Genomic DNA, 25,285 nt, shown 5'->3' with positions numbered 1-25,285 from the left:
ATTACTTCCTTAAGGTTTCGCGTCTTTCCTGATAGTCAGAAAGAGCCTTCTTTAAAATCACGAGAGCATCGGGCTTATCTTTAAATCCTTCGACAGAGACTTTTTTATTTTCAAGTCCCTTATAGATTTCAAAGAAGTTCTGAATCTCTTTTAGTGTATGTGATGCTAAGTCGTTAATTGATTGTATCTCTGCCATCTCTGGATCATCGGCATGAACCGCGATGATCTTATCGTCGATATCACCTTGATCTATCATGCGCATAAACCCGATAGGTCGGGCCTTCATGATAGAGAGAGGATAAACTTCGGCCTGACCTAAAACCAAAATATCGAGTGGATCTTTATCATCCGAATAGCTTTGTGGAATGAAGCCATAATTCGCCGGATAGTGAACGGAACTATAAAGAACACGGTCCACTTTGAGGAGTCCCGTTTTTTTATCAAGCTCGAACTTTGTTTTCGAGAATCTCGGAATTTCAATAATCGCGTTAATGACTTCAGGTGCTTTTTCACCGACTTCAACGTCATGCCAAGGGTTCATATCAATTCCTCCTTTAAGTGGTTGTTTCTCTGTCTCTGGTTGAAATCACACGATGCAATTTAAAGACTTTCAGAAGTTGGTCTTTTTTCGAGTAGATAATTTTCTGATTTTTGTAAATACCCAGATGTCCCGTAAGGTAATATGCAACCCAGCAACTAATGAACATATAGGGTGCCGTCTGCCATCCGAAGATTTCACAACCCATAATCGCACAAGCTATTGGTGTATTTGCAGCAGCTCCAAATACCGTGACAAAACCAAGAGCCGTGATAAGTGGCATAGAGATCGCTAGGAATTGCGATAAGAAACTGCCTAAAGACGTGCCAATAAAGACAAGAGGCACAAACTCACCGCCCTTAAATCCTGAACCAATTGTTAACGAAGTAAAAAATATTTTTAGTACCGGATCATACCAGTGGCTTGCTTCGGTAAAAGAGTGTTGAATAAATGGAATACCAAGACCGACATAATTGTAAGAGCCTTCCAGCCCATACAGAATCACCAACAAAATACCTGCAAGCAAAGGTCGCAACATTGGATTTTTAACGTACTTCTTTTGAAGCTTCTCGATGAAGTGCGTGAATTGCACAAAAAGATTGGCGGTTATTCCAAAGGCCGCTCCAGCTAAAATGACAGCTCCAAAAGTCACAGGATTGAATACGACATTAGCGACATATTCAAAATGAGAGTGAGGCGCTCCTAGCCAGACACAAGTATAATAAGCGACGAAGGAAGCCACAAAACATTCAAACAGCGCAAACAATCGAAGTCTTCCTATCTGAATCACTTCAAGACCGAAGATTGTTCCAGCAAGAGGAGCACCAATAGCTGCGGCAAAGCCAGCACCGGCCCCCGCAATGAGAAGAATCTTTCTCTCTTCGGCTTCGATATGAAAGATATTTGAAAGTTGATCTGCAAGGGTAGATCCCATTTGGACAGCGGTTCCTTCACGGCCTGCCGAGCCGCCAAAGAAGTGTGTGATGACGGTTCCGAGCAAGACAAAAGGTGCCATCCTAAAAGGGATGATATGTTGAGGGTTATGGATCTCTTCTAGAATGAGTCCCGTTCCCCCTTCCGAACGCTTGCCGTAATGGTGGTAACAGAATCCTATGAATAGGCCCGCCAAAGGAAGAAGCCAGATAATCCAAGGATTGTGATCCCGATAATTGGTTGCCCAATTGAGTGAGATCAAAAAAATAGCGGCGGCTACGCCTGATAAGATACCGATGATGACACTATAAAAAGACCATCTTACATATCGTCTAAAAATTTGTTGTGGTGATTTGCGCACGAACTCCTACTTTCTGTGTAGGAGTCATTAGCTAGTCTTCGCTGCATTCCGAGAATCGGAACCGGGACTTTGCGGTTAAAGGCGGAACCCATCGCCTTGCTTTAAAGCTATTGAATCCCCATTTGTTTGTCAATTTTTTGAGTCAATTTTGCCTAAAATTGGGCAAAAACACAGTTATTCGACCATTTTAACGCGACCACTGCCATTTCGAACGATTTCTCAGCTTTTGATCCATTATTACCAGAAATACATTTGAGTTTATACGCTCTTACGTTCTACCATTTACGTCTGAGGGTGATGGAGTTCCACCGATAACCGCCATTTCCGGCTGATGACTCCTACGTTGGGCGTTGAATTACAACGTCATTGTAGGAGTACGCTATGAGTCTGTCAGGTGGTAGTCAGCATCATCTAAGCGGCAAATCCAAATTGCTGTTATCCAGCGGTTCACTTGCCTCACCTTCAATATTTTCTAAAGCCTTCATTTACAAACACTTCCCTCATCTTTGCCTCTCAGCGCTGGAAAAATATTTTCGTGTTGAAGTTGAAGGAATAGAAAACATTCCACGACAAGGAAGTGGAATTCTGCTGCCCAATCATTCAGGCTACCTTGGAGTCGATGCACTCATCTTACAACATTGGATCTATAAAAATAAAAAACGCATCCCAAGAATTCTTCTCCATAAATTCTGGTACAAGGGGAATGTTTTAAATCTTCATGCCAATCGCTTCGGCTTTGTCAAAGCAAGCTACAGAGCAGGGCTGCGCACCCTTCTCAGAAAAAGATTGATGATTATTTTTCCAGAAGGAGAACGAGGGAATTTCAAACCTATTAACGAGAAATATTCCTTACAAACCTTTAGAACAGGTTTTGCGAGAATGGCCCTCGAAACTGACGCTCCTATTATTCCAATCATTATTATCGGAGCCGAAGAAAGTCATATTAACATCGGACAGCTCTCAATTATGGGACAGCTACTACCTCTTCCCTTGAATACGTTCCCGCTACCTGCGAAATGGAAAATTAGAATTTTAAAACCAATTCCGCTGAAAGAACTCTGCGGCGAAGAGACCAATGGGCAAGTCAACTGCGATGAGATCGCTAAGAATTTAAGATTACTAATGCAAGAAACCTTAAAGCTTGAACTAGCAGATAGGAAGTACATCTATTTCCCATCAGACCCTACGGGCAGAAAGGCTTGAATAACTATGTCATTTCAAAGTATCTTATTTCCGAAAGAACTTATCTCTTCAGAAATTGCATCTTCTGAGATTTTGATTGACCTAAATCTCGATCAAGTCATATCAGCAATTACTGCAAAACAATCTCCTGATCTTGTTTCCCTATTCAGTACACCCGTCTCGAATTTTGAAACAATCAAGTACCGGCAAGACATTATGCGGGAACTCGAAGATGACAATCTTATGGAGATCATCAAGAACTTCTCACACGATTTAAGATGGGCATTGCAATTAATTGAGACATCGCAGAAGTCCTACTTTAAGCATGAACAAGAACAAACTTTTTTGGAGTCTGTCTTAGTCTATTGCAGCTCTATCAATTCTCTGCAAGAATCAATTAAAAACTCTGACTTAAAATCCCTTGGACTCATCACTCTCCGTGACTTTTTAGAAGCGTACACCAAAGAGGCTACCTTCCAAAGACTTTTGGCTGATTCAACAGCTCTCAAAAATAGATATTCTACAATCCGATACAACATTGTCATAAAAGGCAGCAGCATCACCGTTCGAGAAAACAAGAACGAACCTGACTACACTCCTGTTATAGAAAAAACTTTTGAAAAATTCAGGCAAGGCGCGGTTAAAGACTATTCAGCAAAAATCTCCCCAGGTGGCAGCATGGATCATATAAATTCTGCCATCCTCGACCGAGTATCACTGCTATTCCCTGAGATCTTTAAAGAGATGACGGAGTTTAAAAAGAATCATGCGGACTTCACAAACGCTTTCATTTTACAGTTCGAAAAAGATGTACAATTCTACATCTCGTTTCTTGCCTACATCAAACCTTTACGCCATCACGGACTAAAATTCTGTTATCCCAATATTTTAACGTCGAGCAAAGCCGTCAAAGGAAAAGAAACATTTGATATTGCACTCGCAAGCAAATCTGTAACGGAAAAGAAAAAGGTCATCGTCAATGATTTCTATCTTCAAGGCCCCGAGCGGATCTTCATTGTCTCAGGGCCAAATCACGGCGGAAAGACTACGTTTGCTCGGATGTTTGGTCAACTTCACTTTCTGGCCTGTCTTGGTTGCCCAGTACCGGGAATAGAATCCGATCTATTCCTTTTCGATAAACTCTTTACTCATTTTGAGCGTAAAGAAGATATTCGAAATCTTCGAGGCAAGCTTCAAGACGATCTGGTCCGAATAAAAGAGATACTTACTCAATCAACTACAAATAGCATCGTTATACTCAACGAGATTTTCTCATCAACATCTCTGCAAGATTCAATTTTTCTGAGTAAGATGATTCTTCAACAGATTTCGGATCTCGATATGATCGCAGTCTGCGTGACCTTTATTGATGAACTCGCTTCTTTCAACGAGAAGACTGTGAGCATGGTCAGTCAAGTAGATCCAAAAGATCCTGCAATACGAACGTTCAAATTACAAAGACAGCCCGCAACTGGAATCGCCTACGCTCTTTCAGTCGCGGAAAAACACGGTGTCACCTATCAACAACTTATGAAACGGATTGGTTATGAAAGTCTTTCTTCTTCACCGTAACCAGGATTTTAATCCCAAAGCAGAACGCCCGTGGAATGAGTTTTCACTGGCAACAGATCTTGAGCTTGGAACGATCTTCAATGCGATGGCAGGAGAAGACAAGTATATGGACCGCGTTGTTCAGAACGTCTTCTTTACTGGCTTTAATAACTCCACTGAAACGATCTTTTATCGTCAGGAGATCCTAAAAGATTGTTTGATAAATCCTTCGGTTGTTCGAGAAATATATCAACTCACTGTAGATACCGCTGAGGAAGAAAGAAAGCATTGGTGGTTAGACCTTAGTAAAACGCCAACCGGCGTACTCGTGGAATCAATCGATATTCTCGATATGCTCACCAACATGCTTCGAAAACTTCGTCAAATTTCAGAAGTCAATGAAGGTAAATTTAACTCTGAAGGATTCAAACGATTCTTTTCAATGATTCAAGCAGAAGTCGGAGAAAACTATCTACAAGAGGTGAGTAAAGACATTGACGAACTGAGATTTCGCCGGGGACTTCTTTTTAGCGCTGATCTGAAAGTAGAGGAAATTGACCCCAATTATATATTACGACAACCGCCAGGAAGAAAAAGCTGGTGGAGAGAATGGCTTCAGGAAAGAAGTAGCACAGCCTATACCTATCATCTCGATCCTCGAGATGAGGCTGGTGCAACCATTTTAGGAAATCTCAAAGACCGTGGCCTTAACCGTGTGGCGAATGCTCTTGGACAGGCTTCAGAACATGTCAGAAACTTTCTTCATGTGCTACGCGAAGAACTTGCGTTCTACGTTGGCTGCTTAAACCTCCATGAAAAGCTCTCGGCAAAAGGTGCCACAGTATGCTTTCCAGCGGCAATGCCCGCTACAGATCGATACCACGAATTTAAAGAGCTGCGTGACACTTCTTTGGTTTTAACTATGAACCAGCAGGTCGTAGGCAATATCGTCAATGCCAATAACAAGAACCTCATCATAATCACAGGTGCAAATCAAGGCGGCAAATCCAGTTTTCTTCGCAGTATTGGAGTTGCGCAAATCATGATGCAAAGTGGTTGTTTCGTTACCGCCGACGAATTTAGAGCTGAAATTTGCCCGGCACTCTTTACGCACTATAAACGTGAAGAAGACGCGACAATGACTCAAGGTAAATTCGATGAAGAGCTAGTCCGAATGAATGATATCGTGAAGCATATCAAGATTAACTCCATAGTTCTTTTCAATGAGTCCTTCGCGGCTACCAATGCCAGGGAAGGTGCCGAAATCGCAAGGCAGATCACCACCGCGCTTCTCGAAAAGAAAATGAAGGTGTTTTTCGTTTCTCACATTTATGAGTTCACACATCCCTTCTTCGTCGATGCAAAGGAAACGACTACTTTCCTGCGAGCCGAAAGAGAAGTAAATGGTACGAGATCCTTTCAACTCGTCGAGAAAGAACCATTGGAAACTAGCTATGGTGCGGACCTATACGCAGAAGTATTCGCCGACATAACTATAGCGAGCAACCCTTCAGACAATTGTAAAAATCACCCCGACCAAACCGAAAATGGGATCTCAAATGAATTATAACCACCGCTAAGGCGAGCGTGGCACTTTTTCGCCACGGCATTACCTACAAAAACGGCGGCCCTTCAATAGCTTAGAACGAAGGGCTAGAGCATCCCCAAAACCTTTGAATTTTTTATATATCGGGTTCGTCCCCTACCGAATATAGCGGTTCAAAATATAAACAACGAGCAGATTAAGAATGGCATTGCTTTTGAAACCTTTTACACACGGAGAATCGGATGAAGTTGAACGTACTGGTAATTGACGATGACCCCCTCATAAGAAACTCTTTGAAGCTAACCCTTCAAGATGCAGGTTATTTTGTGAAAACGGTCTCAAGTGGCGCAGAGGGAGTGGCACTTATAAGGCAGAATATCCTTCCGTTTTCTCTTGTTATCGTTGATTACCACATGCCGGAGGAAAAGGGCTCAGCAATCATAAACCAAATACAAGAGATAAATGAAAAGCTGCCTCTTATGGTATTTTCTGGAGACAAGTCCGATGAGGTTTATGACGAAGTTCTTACGTCCGGCGCACTAACAGTTTTAATAAAAGGATCTGATGAATCGAGAATTATACCGACAGCTCAAAGATTGATTCGGGAATACGAAAGATGGACTAAACTTTATAAGCCAGCTTCAAATACCAGTAATAATATAATGATTCAAAGTGTGGGAATGGTAGGCGAATCAGATCATTTGGCAGATGTAGCAAATCTAATTTTAAAGTTTGCTCCACTTGAGCAATCTGTTTTGATTCGAGGAGAAAATGGTACTGGAAAAGAAAAAGTTGCGATTGGTATTCACGAAAATTCAAAAAGAAGTCGATCACCTTATATAGCCATAAACTGTGCCGCCATCCCTAAAGATCTTGTCGAGTCTGAACTGTTCGGCAGCGAAAAGGGCGCATATACAGGGGCGATACAACGCAAAGGAAAGTTTCAAGCAGCACAAGGCGGAACAATCTTCTTAGATGAGATCGGTGATATGCCAGCCCCATCTCAGGCAACCCTTCTAAGGGTATTGCAGGAAAAAGAAGTAACACCAGTCGGCGGCACTCAACCAGTCAAACTAAATGTAAGAGTGGTAGCTGCGACGAATGCTGATCTTGAAGCAAAGATTAAAGACGGCTCGTTTCGACAAGATTTATTTTATCGTCTCAATGCCCTACAAATTAATCTGATTCCACTCAGAGACAGACCCGAAGATATTCCTCCGCTCGTGCAACATTTCCTTTCAATCATTAATAAAGAAAATGACACCAATAAAACTATCTTAGCTTCCACGGTAAAAGCTCTTCAAAGAATGCCTTGGTATGGAAACGTTCGAGAACTTTATGGAGCAATTGCACAAATGCACGCGCTTTCCCCTTCCGAGGTCTTAAGAGAAACTTTTGTTCAAAATGATGAGAACAAAGATGGCACGGAAAATGTAGAAGACATTTTTGACTATGATGTTTTTATTTACACAAAGGAGCAAAAGGAAAAAGAAATCATACTTAGAGCATTAAAAAACTCTTCTAACCTGGTGCAAACAGCGAAGATCCTAAACATCCCCAGAAGCACACTTAGAAGTCGCATGAAGGCTTTGAACATTGAAAATCCATTTTCCGAAAGGGAGGAAAAATAATGAAGAAATTAATCCTTATGTCCGTTGCATTTCTTATTGGTGGAAGCGCATACGCGCAGCAAGCAGCAGAGGTCTCAGATCAAAAACTTATTGAAGCAGTGATGACATTGGTGCGCGCCAACGCAGTTAAGGTCGAAGGCCCTGAGATGAAAGTAGACCAGAACCTAGTAGATAACTTGGTCAAATCAGGAATACTTAAAAACGACAAGTCCAAAGTATCCGTTATTTGCGGCGATGTTATTAAAGACTAATGAAGTAATAAAATGAAAAAGGTAGTAACCTTAACTCTATTAATAATTTTCGGGAGCCTTCTTATTATGTCGCATCAATTGAACAAAAATAGCAACAATTCTCTGCGTGTGGCGTTTCCATCATTCAATAGAGGTATAGATTACGATCCTGTTTCAATTCACTTAGCCTATGAATACATTTTTTTGGAGAACATTTATTCTCCATTGGTTGAAATCAGTCCAAAAGACGGCGGCATCACGGAAGGTGTCGCATCGAAGATGAGCTGGCATGGCGATGACCTCCATTTAGAAATAAGAGAAAATATGAAAACAGCAAGTGGCCGATCAATCACTGCTGATGATGTGATATTTTCTTTGAAGCGTCTTCTGATTTTATCAGGAAATACCCACGGAAATTTCGAAGATCTGGTTTGCCCCGGAGTCAAATTAAAAGACGTAGAAGATAACTGTCCTGGAATCTCAAAAAAGGGAAATACTGTAATCTTGAGCGCGTCGAAGAGAAAATCTTTTTTACTTCCGATGCTTGGAGCGATTGATTTTGCTGTCATTCCCAAACATGCCGTTGATCCAAAAACTCTGAAGATAGTAGACTACTCTGAAACAAGTGGTCCCTATTACGTCAAGAGTGCTACAGATGGAAGAATCCAACTGGCTGCCAATCCAAATCACTACCACTTCTCAAAAGAGATTGCTTCGAGTGTTGAGTTAATTCCTTTCGACCGATCAAAAGCAAACGCGGCATTACAGTTGTTCGAGAACAACGTCGTCGATCACATTATGACCACGAACTCAACTCCTATAGAAGATTTAATCACTTATGCTCGACAACATAAGGACACTACAAACCTTCACGTTACCATGAACATCAGAAATATAATTTTGGTCTTTACAGAAAGAGGCATCAAAGAAATCTCTCAATCTGAGAGAGAAAATATCGGACGCGGGATTAAATCGCAATTTACCGATATTTATCACGGTAAACCCGGATACGATCCGTCCTTCGATTTTTTTTCAAGTCTTGCAGACGGAGGGCTCTCGCAATCACAACAAGAAACTATTTCGCACAAGTATCAGGATCAGCCGGTACAAAATAGCACTTCTTTCGATATAGCTCTCTTAAAGAGTGGCGATATCACTCTTTGGAAAAATGCAGTTAAAAAAATTGCGCCAAATGCAAATTGTATTCAAGATATCAGAATACCGGATCTTTCGACTTATAATAATAACGAAAAGATCCCCCACGCATTCATCATTGCAACCGACTCAAGTTATTTTGAAGATATCAGTTTAATATCATACTCTTTAAATGCAGGCTACTTTGGCTTAACCAAAGAAAAAAGAAAAGAATGGCTTGCGCACTACATGGGTCTCGAAAGTAAAACGGACCGACTAGCCCTCTTAAGACAACTACACTTTGAATTTCTAAATGATGCGGTTCTTGTCCCTCTGGTCATTTCACCATTTGTTGCACTAGCAACAAAAAAATGGACGATGGAATTATCTCAACTCTATGCAAACAACCAACTATGGCTGCTGAAACACCAATAACCCACTGGGTCTTCACTCATAGAGAAATTCTAAAACCTGAAATGGTTGATCTTTCTTGGCCGAAAGATTTTGGACTCGATTTATGTGATGTTGAGTCTGCCATTTTCTGGAACGGCAGAAAATATATTGGTCGAGGAGCATCTGAAAACCTGTCGATAGCTGTCGAGAAAGCCTGCTCTGAGGCCCTAGAAAGACTCGCTTGTCACTATAACGGGGTTTCAACCACAGGAGCTGCGGCTCATTCTAATCCGAAGCTAGCAGAAGACAATGCAGTATTAGAGGCCAAGGAGCGCTATGCTTTAAATTGGTACTTAGATAAAAAAGTAACCCCATTGATATTGAGTCAGTTAGAAATCAATATTCCCATCTACAAATTGCCACGAGGGACATCGGTTCAACGATTTAATTTAATAAACTCATCAGAAGGGAATTCGTGTATCAGTATCTTCAAAACGGATACACAGTATTTTCTCGGACTGTCCGTTGCGCGGACTTTATCGGAAGCAGTTTCAAAATCAGACCTAGAAGCACTGAGAAACGTTTCTGCATACATTGGCGATAGCCACACTTTTTCGGAAGCCATCAAAAACTCTGGAGACTTGTGGTGTTGTGACAACAATTTTATCGAAAATCTTTTATCAGGTGCTCCGATGCAAGTCCCCAATTCGATACCAGAAATCAATTTTCACACAAAAACGCTCGACCTTCCCTCTGATGCCATTTTTAAAAATGCTCCAATTCATGTTCTTAGAGCTGAAACAACGGTGGAGGCCTAATGCAGTCCTTCGAGAAAACTATAGCAAAGGTACATAAAACCCAAGCTCTATTCTTATCAACAATTCTAATCGTGTTCCTTGCCGCTTCAATCGTGATCAACTATCTTTGGATTAGGGATTTCGCTTATGAATACGCCAACTTTATTCACCGACATGCGCGCGCAAACGACATGCGAGAAGTAGGTGTTACGATTCAAGAAACCAGTCAACGATACTTCACGGCTTTAATTTTCAAAACTTCTCGCCCTGGAGGATCTTTTACATTTCCGCCTTCTGAAGCATTTTCATCAAGTCAAAGCTTCTTCTCCCCGATTACTACTGGAAGAATAGCGGTGTCTATCGACAGAGATGGTGACGATGAGCAAATTACATTCTTTTACAACCGTTTTAGACTTATTTCGTATGCTGTGGGACTTTGGCTCCTATCGCTTTTAATTTCAATCCCTCAGACGCGCATTTTAAAAAGAAAAATGGCGGCGGACTATGCCAAGCAATTAGAAATTGAAAAAGCTATGGCAACGGACCAAGTATCTAGTAAAGTAAGACATAATATACGAACGCCGCTATCGGCCCTTATTAGTCTATCTAACCGCACTGTTTTTTCCAATGAAGATGAAGCAGCACTTTTTCAAAGTGTAATAAGCCAAATTCGTACTTTGATTTCTGATTTAGACACAAAAAAGACAACATCTTTGGAGGCTGAAGCTAGTTCAATAATTCCTTGCTTACATCAAGCAATTGGTGAAGCGAGACTTACTCTTCCCGAAGGTGCTCAAATTTTTGAATCTATCGATGAATCAAACAATTCGAATGTGGCTTTCATTCATCATGAACTTCGTTCGATGTTAGGTAATTTGATAAATAATGCTATTGAAGCAAATGCAACAGCTATTAATGTTGAACTTTCCGATCGAGGCACCGTTCTGCTTTTAAAAATAACGGATAACGGCTCAGGAATACCTAGCGAGTTGATTGACAAGGTTACTCAGAAAGGCTTCAGTCACGGAAAGATGAATGGTTCAGGATTGGGCTTGCATCACGCTCTTGAACAAATGACAAGCTGGAACGGAAGATTAAAAATTGAATCTAAAAATGGAAAAGGTACGACAATCCAACTACTGTTTCCAGTGGTCTCACGTTCAGATCTATATGTAGAAAACATTAACCTTTCTAATGATGATACGGTAATTGTAATCGACGATCAGCCTGCCATCCACAGAATGTGGAAACTTCGCTTAAATGAGCTTCATTTCGCTGGAAAAATAGAGGGATTTTTTTCTGTTGATGAGGCGAAGGATTTTCTTTCGAAGAATAGCCATAACAAAGTACACCTCTTTGTTGACTATGATTTAGGCGAAAATGAGGCGCGCGGAGTGACCATTTTTAAATTCATCAAAGACTTCAAATTTGCTGCAATGGTTACTGGTCATTTTGACGATGAAGAAGTCAGAACGTTTTGTCGTAAAAATAAGATCGGTCTACTTCCTAAGACGATGTTGCCTACTGTACCTATTTCTATAGGATAAATTTACTGTTAGAGAAAATGCCGAGCCTGCTGTAGCCGAATTTTCGGCTACTTCTTTTTATTTCCCCAAAACTTTCTTGTCATATCTTCCGTAATTTCAGCAATCTCGGAGCGAAGGACAATATCAAATATTTCATCCGCCGATACACCAAGAATTTCAGCAATTTTTTTGAGAGCTGAAACAGGTGGGCGAGCAATTGCACGCTCCCAGTTACTGATAAACTGTGGACTTCCATAACCAAGCTCGTCGGCGATATCGCCTTGTGATAACCCAGCAGCAAGTCTTTTCTCTTTTATGTACTTTGCTAATTCCATCTTATCTACCTTAACCGTGCTCACTTTTAATCTCCAATAGCTTTTCTATTTCTGTCACAAGTTTTTTTGGATGTGCTTTGCTAATTACCGCCTTCAAAGATCCCTTTAATTTACTCGGCAAATCTCGTGGAGATGACGTAAAGAAAATAAATGGCGTCTTTGAATTCACCTTCTCAAGTTCATCCAATAGGAACGGACCGTCTCCTTCGCTCATTTCGACATCACAAATTATCAAGTCGAACACCTCTGTCTCTAGAATTTTAAGTGCTTCTTGCCCAGAGTGTGCAAAAGTTTGGTGGAAATGCTGTTCGCCGAAATGTCTCTTTAAAAGCGCTGATAATAGACGATGAACATCTTTGTTGTCGTCTACAAGTAGAATTCGGTTCATGCTTACCCTCCTCTGTTTGAAGAAACGTGCAGCTTCAGAGTGGTTATTTTGAGGACTTTGCTTTTAGCTCAAGCTTCTTCTCAGTTTCTACAAGGGCCTCTTTTGTCGTATCGTCTAAACCGGCAAATGCCACAATCGCCGCTCTTGTCTTTAAATCATCTGCGCCAAGCGTATATTGCTTCGTGTATTGGTGACGAATTACTTCTTTGTTTTTGCTATCTTTCGGGTCTGGAAGCTTGATGATGATCTTTAAGTTTTCATAATCCAAAAAGGTCTCTTCATGCTCGATAACCTCACCCAGCTCTGATGCAAAAGACACTTTGAACCCCTCAAAGAAATAGCCATTCTTTCCGCTCTTTCCTCTGTTGCTCAGAATCCTGACAACTCCCCTTAATCCATATTGCAATTCATCTTCTGAGTGCAGGACCCCTCTCAGCGCTTCTCCGAGATCAGGAATTTCTGGAACCGTTGGGGCAGTAGGTTTTCTATCTTTTGCCATAACTCTCCATTTTCAACGACAACCAATAAAAGGTACGCTCCGTAATAAAGTACTATATGTATTACAGTACGCTCCGTATGTCCAGAAGATAAAAGCCCCTAAAATTCAAACAGTTAGACTAGCTCCGAATTAAGTGCTACGGTGACAATAGAGTGGGGACAAACGCTTGAAAGAACAGTATTCAAAACAGATTAGAGCCGCCTTTACGGAGACATTAGGAACCATGTATCCTGATGCCAAGTCTCTTCGAAAAGCTGCGGCAGAACTAGGTCTATCTTTTGAGGCTGCTCGTCACGCTAGAGACTATGGAAAAGGTAGCGTTGAGACTCTTATGGGGCTCCTCATGCACGGATTGAATATTGCTCCAAATTCGCTTCAAAAAAATCTTCCCAAAGTTCTTAAGATGTTCGACAAACCCGGTGCCTTAAACACTTTCGAAAGTTTGCTTCAACAGGCTATCGAAAACTACGGTCAAAATGAAATCATCGCTTGGATTCGATTGCTGAATGCCCGTCATGAGATTGAGAAGGAACTAGGACTTATTAAAAAGCCTGGCCGCCGCCCAAGATCGCCAAAATAAGCATTAATATGCGACAGCTCATCCTACTACGTCATGGGCAGAGTCAGTGGAACCAAGAAAATCGATTCACTGGTTGGTCGAACGTGCCGCTGACTGAATTAGGAATTCAAGAAGCTCACCAAGCCGGACAGATTATTAAACGATCTGACTTAACAATTAGTCTCATCTACAGCTCCGTCCTCGAAAGATGTGTTGAAACCAGCAAGATCATTCTAGAGGAGTTACAAGATCCTAAAATCCAGCTCATTACTACCTGGGAACTTAATGAACGCAGCTACGGAGCCCTAGAGGGCCTCAGTAAAGAGCAAATAGCGACTAAGTATGGTGAAGGGACTGTCAATGATTGGCGGCGCTCCTACGAGCTTCGTCCGCCGCAATTAGATACCAAAGATCCACGCAATCCAGCGAACAACTCTCAATATAAGGACGTTCCTAAAGAATTACTTCCAACGGGCGAGTCACTGGAAGATACAGAGGTACGAATCAGAAAATTTTGGGCTCGCGTCGTTCTGCCTGAGATAGCAAAGAAAAACAATGTGCTCGTTATATCTCACGGCAACAGCCTGCGAGTCTTTTCAAAGATATTAGAGAACCTTTCTATTGAATCCTTGGCGAAGCTTGAGATTCCAACGGGACAACCAATACTCTACAGCTTTGATGAAAACCTAGATCTCGTCGGCCCCCCTGAGTATCTAAAATATTAGCTCTCCCCACACATGCCTATTACTCAGGCACCAAAGTTTAAATTTACATATAATTTACATATTTTATTTGACGAAAGAATTGAAACTTTCTATTTCTGAAAAAGGAGGAGCAACTAACAAACTATGGAGGTTGCCGTGGGCGCATTCAAGGAAACAGAAATTCTGAAATTAGATCAACTCTTTGCAGAGGAAAGTGCTGAAGCCTTAAAACAAGGGACATTATTTCATTTAACGACTGAACAAACAGAGACAACTGAAACTGTTAGATCGCCGTCAATGATTGAAGAGCTCGCAAATGTCACCCAAGCGAGCTGATACTTATCGAAAGCCCGATCTCCCAATCTGGAAATGTGAAAAGCGAACAGCACCAAAAGGATCTGATGCCATTTGGTTTGTCGAGGCTGACGATCTTCGTGCAGCGATAGGAACGTCACCGAACTCAGATGAGGTCATCCGCAAAAAAATGGGTAGAGGTTATCATCACCTTGAACGTGCATTAGAGGGCGAACGACTTACTATGTATGAGGTAAGCCATATTGAGTATGGAATAACATAACAATCGGGACGTTTAACTACGTCCCGATACTGTTGTTAGAAAACAAAAAGGATATAGCGATTTAAATTGCGCAAACAAAAATTTAAAATCGTTCAAAGCTGAGATTTGCACAGCAGCAAAATGATTCAGCACAATCTTTTATTTTAGTTTTTCACAATCAAAAGTTATGATTGTCCTATGAGCGCAAAAGAATTCTTCACAATATGCTTTCTAATTTTCGCGATTATCGTAGTTCATAACTTTACTCCCGCCTTTCACTAATAAGTGAAGTCATAAAAAATGGCTCACCTTGTGGCGAGCCAAATGATAGTTTTCACTGCGATCACTAAAATCATAGTGATCCAAATTCTTTTCACTCCAAAGATGAGTCTGTAATCCTTCATTTGAAAGCGAAAATTCATTTCAATTGTTATGTAATTTTGATCTTGATTCATAAGCACCTCCTTGCACCCAAAGCGGAGCGCAAGTGAAGGAGGCGATTATGAATCAGAACTGCCTTACAAAAAATGGATTTTCTAAAACCTCATCGACGATCAAAAATTTGATTCGTCTGTTAATGAACAAGCCATCGCTCGGCTTCTGTCTCTATTATCGAAAGATCCGAAAACTTCTTCTCAATTATTTCTTTCGTGCAAAACCACAACTTGCAGGCTTCTCAGAGTGGGGCGAATCTTATAGATAACAAAGGGGGTTCAAAGTGGAAAGAGAGCCTTATGTTGAATTTACTCCTGAAATGGAGAAACTAGATCATCTTATTAAAGGCATTCCTGTCGCAATGATGACTACTATCACTACGGATGGGAAATTACAAAGCTTCCCACTTTTGAATCAAGATATAGAATTTGATGGGAGTCTCTGGTTTCTAATTTCTAAAAATTCACCATTCTTGCAAGAGATGCAAAAAAATACTGACATCAACCTATCTTACTCTGGGAATGGCAAGTACATTTCAATCACCGGGACAGTCGAGTTTATTAAAAACCGAGACATGGTTCGAGAAATTTGGTTGAAGCCACATGAGACTTGGTTTCCAGAAGGCCCCAGCGATCCGAACATTCAACTTCTGAAAGTCAATGTTCGCTCGGCGGAATATTGGGAGGAGCACACCTCTCCTGTTTATAAAATAATTGATTTTGTCAGGACTGCCACTGGAAAACCTGCTCAAAAGGAAAATCACGGTTCTCTCGATTTAAAGCACTGAACTATTGCCTAACTTGCCCTGAGCTTCACAATGGCTAAAGTAATAAAAGACTCTAATCTTTAGAAAGCATTTTCTCAAAGACCAACTTCTCCAATTACGGAATTTCATCCAGAACACCTCCGAAGTAAGAATTTGCGTCTTCGTCCGTAACTTGGAGCACTCAAACCTAATTCACAAGAATCTTGTCCGGGTTTTCTAAATCCATTTCTCCAATTTAAAAAGTATTTTGCTTGGGACGGTCGCTCCGCCTCCATGCCTTTTCCTCCCTTCGCAGAAGCTGCGCCAAGGGCCTCTGGCCTTTTTCTTGTCACAGCTTCTGCCGCTACCGCACCTCTCGGGTGCTCTCGCGTGGCGGTCGGGGCATTACGTCTACTCTCCCTCTTATCTCTCTCTTCGGGGCCTTCAGGGTTTCTGAAAGGCCCACTCGATAGAGAGGGAAAAACGCAAAAAACAATTTTAAAAGGAGAAAAATATGAAAAACGAAAACCAAACACAAGAAACTTCTAAAGTTCAAGGCTTCATCGCTAACACACAAGTTTACCTGAATAAAGAACGCGAAACTATCACTCACCGCCTCGGCGATGATCTGAGAATTGAAATGCCCGTAAATCTCTACAAACAGATTTTAGGAATTCCATTCGAAAAGAAAACATTCTCTAAAGAAGAAGCAGAGTCTACTTCTCGTAGAAATGTCTTCGGTTTAGTTGCTCGTCCCGCAATTTACCTTAGCAAAGATGGTCAATATCTGATCCACCGAGTTCTCGGCATCAGAGTTTCAAAACACATCAACTACTACAAGCAAATCTTGGGTGCTGAATATCAACCAAAGGCTTCTCAAAGCCTTCCTGCCTAAATAACAGGGCCTCGCAAGAGGCCCTTTCTCTTTAAAGAAAGGATTAATTTATGGAACCAAATCACGACATTCTTGCTTTCATTGAAGCGTTAATCACTCATTCGATAGATCCAAAAAACTTCTCTCAATTTAAAAATCACAATAGTGATTACTACTCCTTCAGAATAACCTTTAAAAATGGTCTGAAGTTTTGGATTGATAGCGATGATCTCAATAAAGTCAAACTCATCAAAAAGTTAATTCAATTCAATTTGAGAGTTCAATATCAAGAAGAAAGTCAGTTCAGATGCCTTCTTCATCTTCAAAAGGGACAAAAATATACTCTCATTACTCAGAGCGAACTCGGTATCGGTGCCGCCGTCATCCAATTTACAATGGAAGATATTTTACTCGGCCCTTGGGCTCAGTATTGGGACGCCGTAGGAATTATCTGCAAAAAGAAATCTGCTCGATCCTTCATCAAGCTCATGTTCTACGGAAACAAATCCTTTGCAATTTTTCACGGCTGGGTTTCTGTAAAAAACGATCTTTGGGAAGAGTCAGAAAATTCACCAATCAAAAGATCAAAGTATAGCTCATTCGATGAACGTTATTTAACAGATGCAATCGCCTCTGTTGGCAAACCACCACTTTATTCAATTATTTTTTAAGGAGATTACAATGAGTACTCAAGAAATCGCTTCGCAAAATCAAAACTCTCTCTCTGCACACGGAATTCGTGTGCAAGAGAAAATGACAACGCCTTCTCGTCCTGGTAAAAAGCCGCGACCTGTTTGGATTGCAACGGGAAATATTTTTGGTCTCGAAACCTTCTTCCGAGATATCGGCGGAAAAAAGTTTCGTGGACAATGGTCTTTCTTCGAAAATCCAGAAAGCTCTATTCTAGAGCGATTGTCTTCAGCAGGACGAGAATCCTTTGCCGAACAGATCGAAAGTCAATGCTCTCGCAAAGAGGAAAAAGCTGCTCGTTATGATCAATATGCCGAGAATGCGGAAAAACGCGCAGAAGTCGCCTATAATAATGCTTCAAAGATCGGCTCGATGATTCCGCTAGGCCAACCAATTCTTGTCGGCCATCACTCTGAGAAACGCCATAGACGCGATATAGAGCGAATCGACAATAATATGCGTAAGTCAGTCGAAGAATCCAAGAAATCTGAATACCTCTCTTCAAAAGCTTCAACTCTGCGCTATCATGCAAATCGCACAGAAAATCGTCGTTATGTCGGAAATCGTGTAAAAGAAGCAAAGTCTGAAGTTAACAAACTTCGCAAGTGGGTCACTGAAACCGATCCTCGCCTTCTCCACTCTCAGGAAAAGCTAGCGTTCTGGCAAAACCGACTCGCTGAAATCGACAACTCCCTTGCAGAAAAGGGAGAACTAGTTCCTTCCGCTGAGACTATCAGTGTTGGATCTTTAATTTACTTCATTGGTTCGTGGTATCCAGTTATTCGAGTGAACAAGAAGACTGTCACAATTTCTCACTGGCATGGCATTGAAACTATGACTTGGAAAGTGGACTATACGGAAATTAAGAAATTCAAATCAAAAGAGCCCTCTTAGGGGCTCTTTTTTATAGATCAATATCTCTGCTAATCGCGACTCTTCGAGCTGATGCTGGAAGCTGCGGCTGAGACTCAGAAGACTCATTGGAAAACTCATCACTATTTTCAGCGGACACAATATCAAAGTCGTATCGAGTTGAATCCCCAGCACGTTGAGGACTTCCCACTTGATACAACTGATATGTTTCCCAACCATTTTCAGCGGCACGAGTAGCCGCAATATCAATAGCCCTCTCTTGGATTTCCTCTAAAGAAAGCTCTAACTGGTCATTGATATGAAACGCATCGTGTTTAGTTTGGTCTGCCATACTTGCCTTATATGCGATTTAGGTGCCACAATCAAACATCTGAGGATGAGTATAATGCCTACGGCGAGTAATTTTTACACAAATCGGGCCGATCTGTCGCAATTTTTGATACACCTTACAAAAGACGGCGCCTATGAGAATTGGGTCCAAGTCACCGCAAATGGACTGGTCGGATACGACGCCTCCGGCTATACAACCGTAGCCGCACGGCCATCGCTTATCGACATTATCAATACCAAGAAAATCGAAGCACGCAGCCCCTTTGGCTATTTTAAGCTTAGGATCAATCGCTACCGTCCCTCTTACCAAAGAGTCTTCGTCAACGGCGGTGCGGACCCCGCCTGGATAAAATCGGTCTGCTTTTCCGAAACGCCGCTAAAAGAGCTTCGCAACTTTTATCAAACGACAGTGCATAAGAGAAACGCATATAAGAAGTACGGCCTAGCGTTTTGGCAAGATAACGTTCGCAATGTAGGCGGTAATCCAATTTTTTATGTCGATAGCCGTAAGACAACTTATCTACAATCACTGAATCAATCTCAGCAAAGCCATTTTATCCCCCTGATGCACTTGTGCGAAACATTTGGGCCTCCAGTTTTACTGACAGGTGGCTATTCTGACTTCAGATGGGAACGCGAATGGCGTAAGCTAGATAGCTACAACTTCGACTGGCATGATGTCGCATTCGGGATATGCCCAGATGAGGAAATCCCCTTCTTCGAAGGCTTAGCCTCGAATCGGGTTGTTTTCCTAGATCCCGATTGGGATGAGCCCACTCTTAGGCAATATCTCTCCGGCAAAGCTCCTCATTTATTAGCGCATTTATAGATCGAAAAAACAAAATATAGACTTTTTCATTGATGCCTATTATTTAGGCACACATGAGCATCTATTCAGGCCCGTGGGCACAAGTCGCCTATAGAACATTGCAGCCTTTGAGCAAAGCAAAACATCCACTCCAAGCGATGCTTGATGAGTGGTTTTACAATGGAAATCTCATCGAATACTCAACCGCAAATGAAACATGCGGTCTCTGTGGGCATGAGCATTTGAAATTTCATTTTGGGATCACAAACTCAAAAACAGAAAACGAACTTTTTGTTGGCTCTGAGTGCATCGGCAAATTCGACTTAAGCGGTATCGGCGAAAATGGCGAATACTTAGACCCAGAAAAAACGAAGCAAAAAGTGAAAAGAGACCGAGACAACCTGATCAAAGATAATAAGAAAAAGAGAGCATTACAGTGTCTCATTTTACTTTCAAGATCAGATACACAATTCGATTTTCAAAAGACAGTAAATAACTTCGAGGAGAAAAGCAGTTTTTCTCCCAATCAGTTAGCACTTATTTTTTCGAGATTTAGCGCTCATAAAATTAAATACAAGGCGTCTGACTTCAAAGTCTCTCTACGACGAGATCGTAATAAGTTGCAACTTGCAGGAATGAACGAGCGCAAATTTTTACTAATCAGAGATGCGCTCTCTCCGTCACAAAGAGCTTATTACTGGGATCGCATACCACAAAGAATATAAATTCAGGTGGCTACTGCGTCGATGGACTGCCACAGTTCAAACTTGAACTGTGGCTCCTTAGTGAATCCCGATAAGTTCCTTATCGGGATTTCTTTTTAGAACATCCTTACATATTTAATTCCACAACCTCTGTTGGAATCTGCTCGGATAAGAAGTCGATATAAGCGGCAGTCATCTGAAAATCTGTAAACTCTGCCTTTGAAATCGGACCACGAGTGGCAATATACTTTTGCCTCATTTGCTCTTTCCGATCATCACTACTTAAGGATTTTTCTTGAAGCATTTGGATATGCGCTGGTTGAATCAATGTCATGGCCAGTTCGAGCAATTCGGAAAGACGAACGTTCCGTCCATAGCCTTTCTTATTCACTGTTTTCAAAATCTCTTTTGCATTCTTTTTGGCTGTGAGACTGATACGGATAGACGCGGATTTTGCATCAGTCTTTACTGGAGTTTTAGAGCTTTTCTCTTTCATAAAATTTACCTTTCGCGCTTCGGGTGACATAGCACCCACTTCGAATTAATAAACATCACCTCCAGCCAGCGAAGCTCTGGCGTGGGTGACATGAAAACCTATGTCACCCATGTCACCCAATTTGCGTGAAAAGCCATGAAACCGAGTGAAAAACTCGTGAATCAGGATGACATGGAATGAATTAGGAAGTGCGCGAAAAGACTCTATTAATTCGTTATCTTATTGAGATCACTTGTAAATTTAAAACTGCCTTTTATACATCCGGAAGTTCTGGCATATTGTTCTTAATTAGATGAAAAGGGCCCACCTTACAAGCGCCGAAACTGCGGTGTCACCCTTTGTCACCTATCCGTATTCTTGCCGACATGAACGACCGCAAACTCTTAAGCCTTTCGTTTCATGCTCATGATCGCAGTGACAACAGCACTCGAAGCATTCGAGAACTCACTTTTCGCTCCCAAAGCGGTCTCATCGCTGACGGATTCACCCTTATCGGCTTTTCTAACGACGTCGGCGGCACATTTATGGAACTTAGCGTGCTCGACTTTCAGAGTTTTAAACTCAGGCAAGCTGCTGAACTTAGAGCCCTCACCATGAATCCATTTTCCCAAATCACATTTATGATCTTGTTGAATTTCATCCGGCTTCAGGGACCCATCCGGTTTTCTTAAGTAAGCTGAGAGTTTCATCTTCCACGAGCTGTGCGCTCTAATTGCCTCATCAAAATCCATACAGAAAATCCTTTTGTTAATTGAGTTCTATTTCAATGGACAGGTTGCAAATCCAAATACTCGATACAAAGGACAGAACCCCATGAGACCCGTGAGAAGTAGAACCAAACCGACGAGGCCCCATAATGTCTGCGGTCCTATAAAGACAAGACTCAGTAGTCCTAATCCGAGGATGATACGAAAAATGCGATCGACCTTACCTTCATTTGTTTTCATTTTTTTGCTCCTATGCGTTTTAGTCAGAGCAAACCACAGACCAGCCTTAACAAACGTATAACGCTTTAAAATCGTAGAGTTGGGTCATTTTGTCATAGGCCGTAACATCTTGTCTCAGCTTATTAATTTGAGACATCCAGGATGCATGCGTCCCCAAACTCCGCCTACTAAAAATTTGCGATATTACTTCGAATAATTTTGATAGCGATAGCAATCAACAAAACTCCGAAGAACTTCCTTAAGAATAAAATTCCTGAAGCACCTAGAACGCGTTCAATTTTCGCTGACAGCCTCAAAACAATAAATAACAAAACTAAGTTGATCAAAATCGCCGTGACGATATTGATCTTAGAAAACTCATGGCTGAGCGAAATTAACGATGTCATACTTCCCGCTCCGGCGTACAGCGGAAACGCCAACGGCACGATAGCAGATTTTCGAGCTTGGAATCCGTCGTTTTTGAAAATCTGAATTCCAATTAACATTTCCGAGCCGATCAAAAACAAGACAAACCCGCCCGCCATGGCGAAAGAACTGTAATCAATTCGGAAGGCCTCAAGAATAAATTCTCCCAAAAACAGATACAACATAAGCAAAATGCCAGTAGCGATCGTCACACCGACATAATTGATCGACTCGACGGTTCTTTTAAAATTGATAACGATAGGAATGGAACCCACGATATCCAAGATGGAAAAGAGAATCACTGTGACCGATAGAATTTCTTTAAAATCGAATACGTTATTCATAACTACCTACGCGAAAACAACATAATATCGAGGAAACAATTCACCAAAACAAAGCGCCCAAGACGGCCCCCGCCAAGACAACACTCCAGGACGGCGCCCTCCAAAATACGAGTGCAACAAAGGCTGCAATAGCCAGACAAAAATCCTTGGCGCTAACAATACCACTCGTCCAGACAGGATGATAAAAGGCCCCTAATAGAATGCCAACAACAGAGGCATTCACTCCTAACATTGCGTAACGCATGTTTTTAAAATCTCGCAATTTTTCCCAGTAAGGTAGTGTGCCGAAGACCAAAAGGAAGGCAGGCAAAAACGCTGCACATAAACAAAGAAGACCTCCGGACCAACCGTTGGGTGCTTGAGAAGAGACCGCACCAAGATAGGAAGTAAAAGTAAACAAAGGCCCCGGAACCGCCTGAGCGGCCCCATACCCCGCCATAAAAAGATTATTAGAAACCAATCCCGTGGGCACAACCTGAGCTTGCAATAACGGCAGAACAACATGTCCCCCGCCAAAAACCAGAGCCCCTGCTCTGAAAAATCCATCAAACATTTTTAAAGAGGAACTGTTCAAGGCCGCGGCTACGATCGGCAGTCCAAAAAGCAATCCCACCAATAAAGTCAGAAAGAAAGCGCCCCATTTTTTTGAAAGACGAATATCTAAAGGACGCGAAGGCAGTGTCGGAATTTTTCTAAGAAATAAAATTCCTGCAAGGCCACCAAGAACTATAACTCCGACTTGCATCCAGCCGCCGGGAAGCAGGCTCACCAGAACACAGCTTAAGCCGGCCATCGTGATTCTCTCTTTGTCAGGACATAGTTTTACACTCATACCCCAAATGGCTTGAGCCACAACCGCTACTGCAATCACTTTCAAAGCATGAAGCCAGCCAATATCGGCACTCACTGCAAAATCGGAAATACCGAGTCCAAAAAGAATTAATAAAATCGCTGACGGCAGAGTAAATCCCAACCAAGCAGCCAAAGCGCCTAAAATCCCGCCACGATTCAATCCAAGAGCAATCCCCACCTGACTGCTGGCTGGTCCCGGCAAAAATTGGCAAAGAGCCACCAAATCCGCATAGGCATGTTCTTCAATCCATTTTCGCCGATTGACGAATTCGTCATGGAAATAACTCAGATGAGCGACGGGCCCACCGAAAGATGTGCACCCTAAACGCAAGAAAACCCAGAAAACTTCAAATAGATTCTTCACAGGAAGGACTATAATAGTTCTCTAAGGTCTTGGCGAATGTTTTTGTTAGGGCGGAGTGAATTTTGAAAGATCATAAATGCCGTAGGCCCTCTCGAGTTCTGATATTTGCTGTACGACGCCCTCAAATCCCTCTTTTCCGAAAAGTTTGTGTTCACGATCTTCAAACTTCTCTCCCAGTTCTTCATACTCTTTCTTGCTCAACATCTCATGAAAGGCAGGAAATAAAACCGTGTCTTCTCGACTTTCATGAGGACGATACATTCGCACGAAAGATCGAAGTGACGAGACAAGTTTTGCTTTGTCGGATTCATTCTTAAGGGTGCTTTGAACAGAAAGTTTTTCGATATTCACCGTCAGTTTGCGACCTGCCTCGTGCTGAGCCTCTAACACCGTGACAAGATCCACGAGCTTACCGGCTTTTTTCATTCGTGGAAAAATATACTCTTCTTCGAGTTTTTCATGATAGTTCTCGATGAAATTGCGAATGATGGAGGCTGACTTCTTAATGACATCGAGATCCACCGATGGAGTTTCAATCCGTCGCAATCCCTCTTCATAAATCAGTAGAATTCTGTTAAGTCCGCCATGCTCACGCATAAGATCTTCTGCGGGGCCGACATCTTCTTTGCCTGTCTCCTTCGCCAGGATCGCGTTGGGAAGCAGAACAGCGAGCCCCGTTGCGCCTCCCATAAAAAGCAAACCTCGACGCTCTTTTGAAAATGAATTTTCCATCCCGGATCCCTTTCTTTAAATTCTGCCGACAGAATGACTCATAAACGCAAATCGATCAGGGGTTATAAAGGCTTCTTGTTAGCTTGCAAGAAAAGCCATGTCTTTTATCCGCTGCTATTGACGAGATCCTTTCTTGTTTCAAAATCAAAGGTCATGAATATCTATGAAGCGATTCGCCGAGATCATGCAATCATCTTTTCCTGGGCACAACGTCTTGGAGAAACCTTAGATCATGATCTAGTCACGCGTCAGTTCCTAGTCGGACAGCTCACGTACATCTTTGAGGATCTTTCGCGCCTTCAATACTTGGCATTCTATCTTCCCTTACGCTTGGCAACGCCCTACCCCGACCCCACAGTTGATTCAGTAGAAAACCACAAAGAGCTCAACGAGCTTCTTATGATTTTAAAAACGGTGCTTAAAAACGACCTGTGGTTTGAATGTCTTTCCGACTTTCAACGCATTTTAGAAAATCACATCGCACAAGAGCAGACTTTCCTATTTTTCGTTGCACAAGAGCATTTTAGCGACACAGATTCTGAAGAGATCGGCAACTGCTACGAATTTTTAAAACAACAAGGCTTGCGCTGCGCTCTGGACGCAAGAAACCTGGATCAGGCTCTGCAATTGCTCCCATCACGATTCGCCAAGCCGTTGAGAAAAGTCTTTTTCGATGAACGGGCTTCTGATTCTGGCGCTAGAAGCGCATAATATGAACGAAGCTCATGAGCCTTCAGTCTAGAAAAACCCGTTAGACACAAAATCTTCCAACGAGTGGCAGCTTTTCAATTAATTTTAAATCTCTACCATTCATTGGAGATTC

Annotated in this window: 32 protein-coding genes and 2 riboswitches; of the genes, 20 read left to right on the top strand and 12 right to left on the bottom strand. The window is 41.9% G+C overall.

Going from position 1 to position 25,285, the window contains the following annotated elements:
* Nucleotide 1: 1 nt before the first annotated feature.
* A complete protein-coding gene (locus VF412_RS05290) occupies nt 2–541 on the bottom strand; it encodes an inorganic diphosphatase (RefSeq protein WP_331338170.1) in 540 nt (179 codons plus the stop codon).
* 13 nt (nt 542–554) lie between these two features.
* On the bottom strand, nt 555–1,832 hold the full coding sequence (locus VF412_RS05285) for a voltage-gated chloride channel family protein (protein WP_331338169.1): 1,278 nt from the start codon (nt 1,830–1,832) through the stop codon (nt 555–557).
* Nucleotides 1,833–1,843: 11 nt separating this feature from the next.
* Nucleotides 1,844–1,937: riboswitch (Fluoride riboswitch) on the bottom strand.
* Nucleotides 1,938–2,116: 179 nt separating this feature from the next.
* Nucleotides 2,117–2,180, top strand: a riboswitch (Fluoride riboswitch).
* A gap of 33 nt (nt 2,181–2,213) precedes the next feature.
* On the opposite strand from VF412_RS05285, the gene VF412_RS05280 reads away from it, so the two are divergent.
* The 8 genes from VF412_RS05280 to VF412_RS05245 all read left to right on the top strand — a co-directional run bounded on the left by VF412_RS05280 (nt 2,214) and on the right by VF412_RS05245 (nt 11,843).
* Nucleotides 2,214–3,035, top strand: a complete 822-nt coding sequence (locus VF412_RS05280; protein WP_331338168.1) for a 1-acyl-sn-glycerol-3-phosphate acyltransferase — start codon at nt 2,214–2,216, stop codon at nt 3,033–3,035.
* A 72-nt stretch (nt 3,036–3,107) separates the two neighbouring features.
* Nucleotides 3,108–4,586, top strand: coding sequence for a MutS-related protein (locus VF412_RS05275; protein ID WP_331338167.1), 1,479 nt, complete (start codon nt 3,108–3,110; stop codon nt 4,584–4,586).
* Nucleotides 4,561–6,135, top strand: coding sequence for a MutS-related protein (locus VF412_RS05270; RefSeq protein ID WP_331338166.1), 1,575 nt, complete (start codon nt 4,561–4,563; stop codon nt 6,133–6,135). Before VF412_RS05275 ends, VF412_RS05270 begins: the two co-directional genes overlap by 26 nt.
* A 218-nt stretch (nt 6,136–6,353) precedes the next feature.
* Nucleotides 6,354–7,742, top strand: a complete 1,389-nt coding sequence (locus VF412_RS05265) for a sigma-54 dependent transcriptional regulator (RefSeq protein WP_331338165.1) — start codon at nt 6,354–6,356, stop codon at nt 7,740–7,742.
* Nucleotides 7,742–7,993 (top strand): hypothetical protein, encoded by a 252-nt coding sequence (locus VF412_RS05260; protein ID WP_331338164.1) that lies wholly within the window; start codon nt 7,742–7,744, stop codon nt 7,991–7,993. The genes VF412_RS05265 and VF412_RS05260 overlap by 1 nt, the downstream gene beginning before the upstream one ends.
* 12 nt (nt 7,994–8,005) lie before the next feature.
* On the top strand, nt 8,006–9,541 hold the full coding sequence (locus VF412_RS05255; RefSeq protein ID WP_331338163.1) for an ABC transporter substrate-binding protein: 1,536 nt from the start codon (nt 8,006–8,008) through the stop codon (nt 9,539–9,541).
* Complete coding sequence (locus VF412_RS05250) at nt 9,520–10,317, top strand: hypothetical protein (protein ID WP_331338162.1); 798 nt, start codon at nt 9,520–9,522, stop codon at nt 10,315–10,317. Before VF412_RS05255 ends, VF412_RS05250 begins: the two co-directional genes overlap by 22 nt.
* Nucleotides 10,317–11,843, top strand: a complete 1,527-nt coding sequence (locus tag VF412_RS05245) for a HAMP domain-containing sensor histidine kinase (protein WP_331338161.1) — start codon at nt 10,317–10,319, stop codon at nt 11,841–11,843. Before VF412_RS05250 ends, VF412_RS05245 begins: the two co-directional genes overlap by 1 nt.
* Nucleotides 11,844–11,890: 47 nt before the next feature.
* Here VF412_RS05245 and VF412_RS05240 read toward each other — a convergent pair whose 3' ends face one another.
* From VF412_RS05240 to VF412_RS05230, 3 genes are read right to left on the bottom strand one after another with little or no spacing between them, the layout of a single operon-like run.
* Nucleotides 11,891–12,181, bottom strand: a complete 291-nt coding sequence (locus VF412_RS05240) for a helix-turn-helix transcriptional regulator (protein ID WP_331338160.1) — start codon at nt 12,179–12,181, stop codon at nt 11,891–11,893.
* Nucleotides 12,168–12,545 carry a response regulator gene (locus VF412_RS05235; protein ID WP_331338159.1) on the bottom strand — a complete coding sequence of 126 codons (378 nt, stop codon included), beginning with the start codon at nt 12,543–12,545 and terminating at the stop codon, nt 12,168–12,170. Before VF412_RS05235 ends, VF412_RS05240 begins: the two co-directional genes overlap by 14 nt.
* Nucleotides 12,546–12,588: 43 nt before the next feature.
* A complete protein-coding gene (locus VF412_RS05230; protein ID WP_331338158.1) occupies nt 12,589–13,044 on the bottom strand; it encodes a hypothetical protein in 456 nt (151 codons plus the stop codon).
* Between the two features lie 166 nt (nt 13,045–13,210).
* Here VF412_RS05230 and VF412_RS05225 point away from each other — a divergent pair, with 166 nt between their 5' ends.
* The 9 genes from VF412_RS05225 (at nt 13,211) to VF412_RS05185 (ending at nt 18,501) form a co-directional block, all read left to right on the top strand.
* Nucleotides 13,211–13,624, top strand: a complete 414-nt coding sequence (locus VF412_RS05225) for a hypothetical protein (RefSeq protein ID WP_331338157.1) — start codon at nt 13,211–13,213, stop codon at nt 13,622–13,624.
* 8 nt (nt 13,625–13,632) lie between these two features.
* Nucleotides 13,633–14,328 (top strand): 2,3-bisphosphoglycerate-dependent phosphoglycerate mutase, encoded by a 696-nt coding sequence (locus VF412_RS05220; protein WP_331338156.1) that lies wholly within the window; start codon nt 13,633–13,635, stop codon nt 14,326–14,328.
* Nucleotides 14,329–14,463: 135 nt separating this feature from the next.
* Complete coding sequence (locus tag VF412_RS05215; RefSeq protein ID WP_331338155.1) at nt 14,464–14,643, top strand: hypothetical protein; 180 nt, start codon at nt 14,464–14,466, stop codon at nt 14,641–14,643.
* Entirely contained in the window at nt 14,624–14,884 is a 261-nt protein-coding gene (locus tag VF412_RS05210) for a hypothetical protein (protein ID WP_331338154.1), read from the top strand. The genes VF412_RS05215 and VF412_RS05210 overlap by 20 nt, the downstream gene beginning before the upstream one ends.
* Nucleotides 14,885–15,365: 481 nt before the next feature.
* On the top strand, nt 15,366–15,566 hold the full coding sequence (locus tag VF412_RS05205; protein WP_331338153.1) for a hypothetical protein: 201 nt from the start codon (nt 15,366–15,368) through the stop codon (nt 15,564–15,566).
* Nucleotides 15,567–15,581: 15 nt separating this feature from the next.
* Nucleotides 15,582–16,085, top strand: a complete 504-nt coding sequence (locus tag VF412_RS05200; RefSeq protein WP_331338152.1) for a pyridoxamine 5'-phosphate oxidase family protein — start codon at nt 15,582–15,584, stop codon at nt 16,083–16,085.
* 472 nt (nt 16,086–16,557) lie between these two features.
* Nucleotides 16,558–16,938: a hypothetical protein gene (locus tag VF412_RS05195; protein ID WP_331338151.1), complete on the top strand. Its 381-nt coding sequence runs from the start codon at nt 16,558–16,560 to the stop codon at nt 16,936–16,938.
* A 50-nt stretch (nt 16,939–16,988) separates the two neighbouring features.
* Entirely contained in the window at nt 16,989–17,588 is a 600-nt protein-coding gene (locus tag VF412_RS05190; RefSeq protein ID WP_331338150.1) for a hypothetical protein, read from the top strand.
* Nucleotides 17,589–17,598: 10 nt separating this feature from the next.
* Nucleotides 17,599–18,501: a DUF3560 domain-containing protein gene (locus VF412_RS05185; protein ID WP_331338149.1), complete on the top strand. Its 903-nt coding sequence runs from the start codon at nt 17,599–17,601 to the stop codon at nt 18,499–18,501.
* 10 nt (nt 18,502–18,511) lie between these two features.
* On the opposite strand, the gene VF412_RS05180 is transcribed toward VF412_RS05185, so the two are convergent.
* The gene (locus VF412_RS05180; protein WP_331338148.1) at nt 18,512–18,811 is read right to left on the bottom strand and encodes a hypothetical protein; all 300 of its coding nucleotides are present in this window, start codon (nt 18,809–18,811) and stop codon (nt 18,512–18,514) included.
* A 54-nt stretch (nt 18,812–18,865) separates the two neighbouring features.
* Between VF412_RS05180 and VF412_RS05175 the strand changes: the two genes are divergently transcribed.
* Nucleotides 18,866–19,639 carry a hypothetical protein gene (locus tag VF412_RS05175; RefSeq protein WP_331338147.1) on the top strand — a complete coding sequence of 258 codons (774 nt, stop codon included), beginning with the start codon at nt 18,866–18,868 and terminating at the stop codon, nt 19,637–19,639.
* A gap of 53 nt (nt 19,640–19,692) precedes the next feature.
* Nucleotides 19,693–20,343, top strand: a complete 651-nt coding sequence (locus VF412_RS05170) for a hypothetical protein (RefSeq protein ID WP_331338146.1) — start codon at nt 19,693–19,695, stop codon at nt 20,341–20,343.
* 106 nt (nt 20,344–20,449) lie between these two features.
* On the opposite strand, the gene VF412_RS05165 is transcribed toward VF412_RS05170, so the two are convergent.
* The 6 genes from VF412_RS05165 to VF412_RS05140 all read right to left on the bottom strand — a co-directional run bounded on the left by VF412_RS05165 (nt 20,450) and on the right by VF412_RS05140 (nt 24,462).
* Nucleotides 20,450–20,818, bottom strand: coding sequence for a hypothetical protein (locus tag VF412_RS05165; protein ID WP_331338145.1), 369 nt, complete (start codon nt 20,816–20,818; stop codon nt 20,450–20,452).
* Between the two features lie 383 nt (nt 20,819–21,201).
* Complete coding sequence (locus VF412_RS05160) at nt 21,202–21,549, bottom strand: CZB domain-containing protein (RefSeq protein WP_331338144.1); 348 nt, start codon at nt 21,547–21,549, stop codon at nt 21,202–21,204.
* Between the two features lie 27 nt (nt 21,550–21,576).
* Nucleotides 21,577–21,765 carry a YgaP-like transmembrane domain gene (locus tag VF412_RS05155; protein WP_331338143.1) on the bottom strand — a complete coding sequence of 63 codons (189 nt, stop codon included), beginning with the start codon at nt 21,763–21,765 and terminating at the stop codon, nt 21,577–21,579.
* Between the two features lie 167 nt (nt 21,766–21,932).
* On the bottom strand, nt 21,933–22,514 hold the full coding sequence (locus tag VF412_RS05150; protein ID WP_331338142.1) for a MarC family protein: 582 nt from the start codon (nt 22,512–22,514) through the stop codon (nt 21,933–21,935).
* A gap of 40 nt (nt 22,515–22,554) precedes the next feature.
* A complete protein-coding gene (gene chrA, locus VF412_RS05145) occupies nt 22,555–23,730 on the bottom strand; it encodes a chromate efflux transporter (protein ID WP_331338141.1) in 1,176 nt (391 codons plus the stop codon).
* 45 nt (nt 23,731–23,775) lie between these two features.
* Nucleotides 23,776–24,462, bottom strand: a complete 687-nt coding sequence (locus VF412_RS05140; RefSeq protein ID WP_331338140.1) for a hemerythrin domain-containing protein — start codon at nt 24,460–24,462, stop codon at nt 23,776–23,778.
* A 153-nt stretch (nt 24,463–24,615) separates the two neighbouring features.
* Here VF412_RS05140 and VF412_RS05135 point away from each other — a divergent pair, with 153 nt between their 5' ends.
* Nucleotides 24,616–25,173: a hypothetical protein gene (locus tag VF412_RS05135; protein ID WP_331338139.1), complete on the top strand. Its 558-nt coding sequence runs from the start codon at nt 24,616–24,618 to the stop codon at nt 25,171–25,173.
* The last annotated feature ends 112 nt before the right edge of the window (nt 25,174–25,285 follow it).

Source organism: Bdellovibrio sp., from assembly GCF_036384735.1.
Classification (GTDB): domain Bacteria; phylum Bdellovibrionota; class Bdellovibrionia; order Bdellovibrionales; family Bdellovibrionaceae; genus Bdellovibrio.
This window is presented reverse-complemented; position numbering and strand designations above follow the sequence as displayed.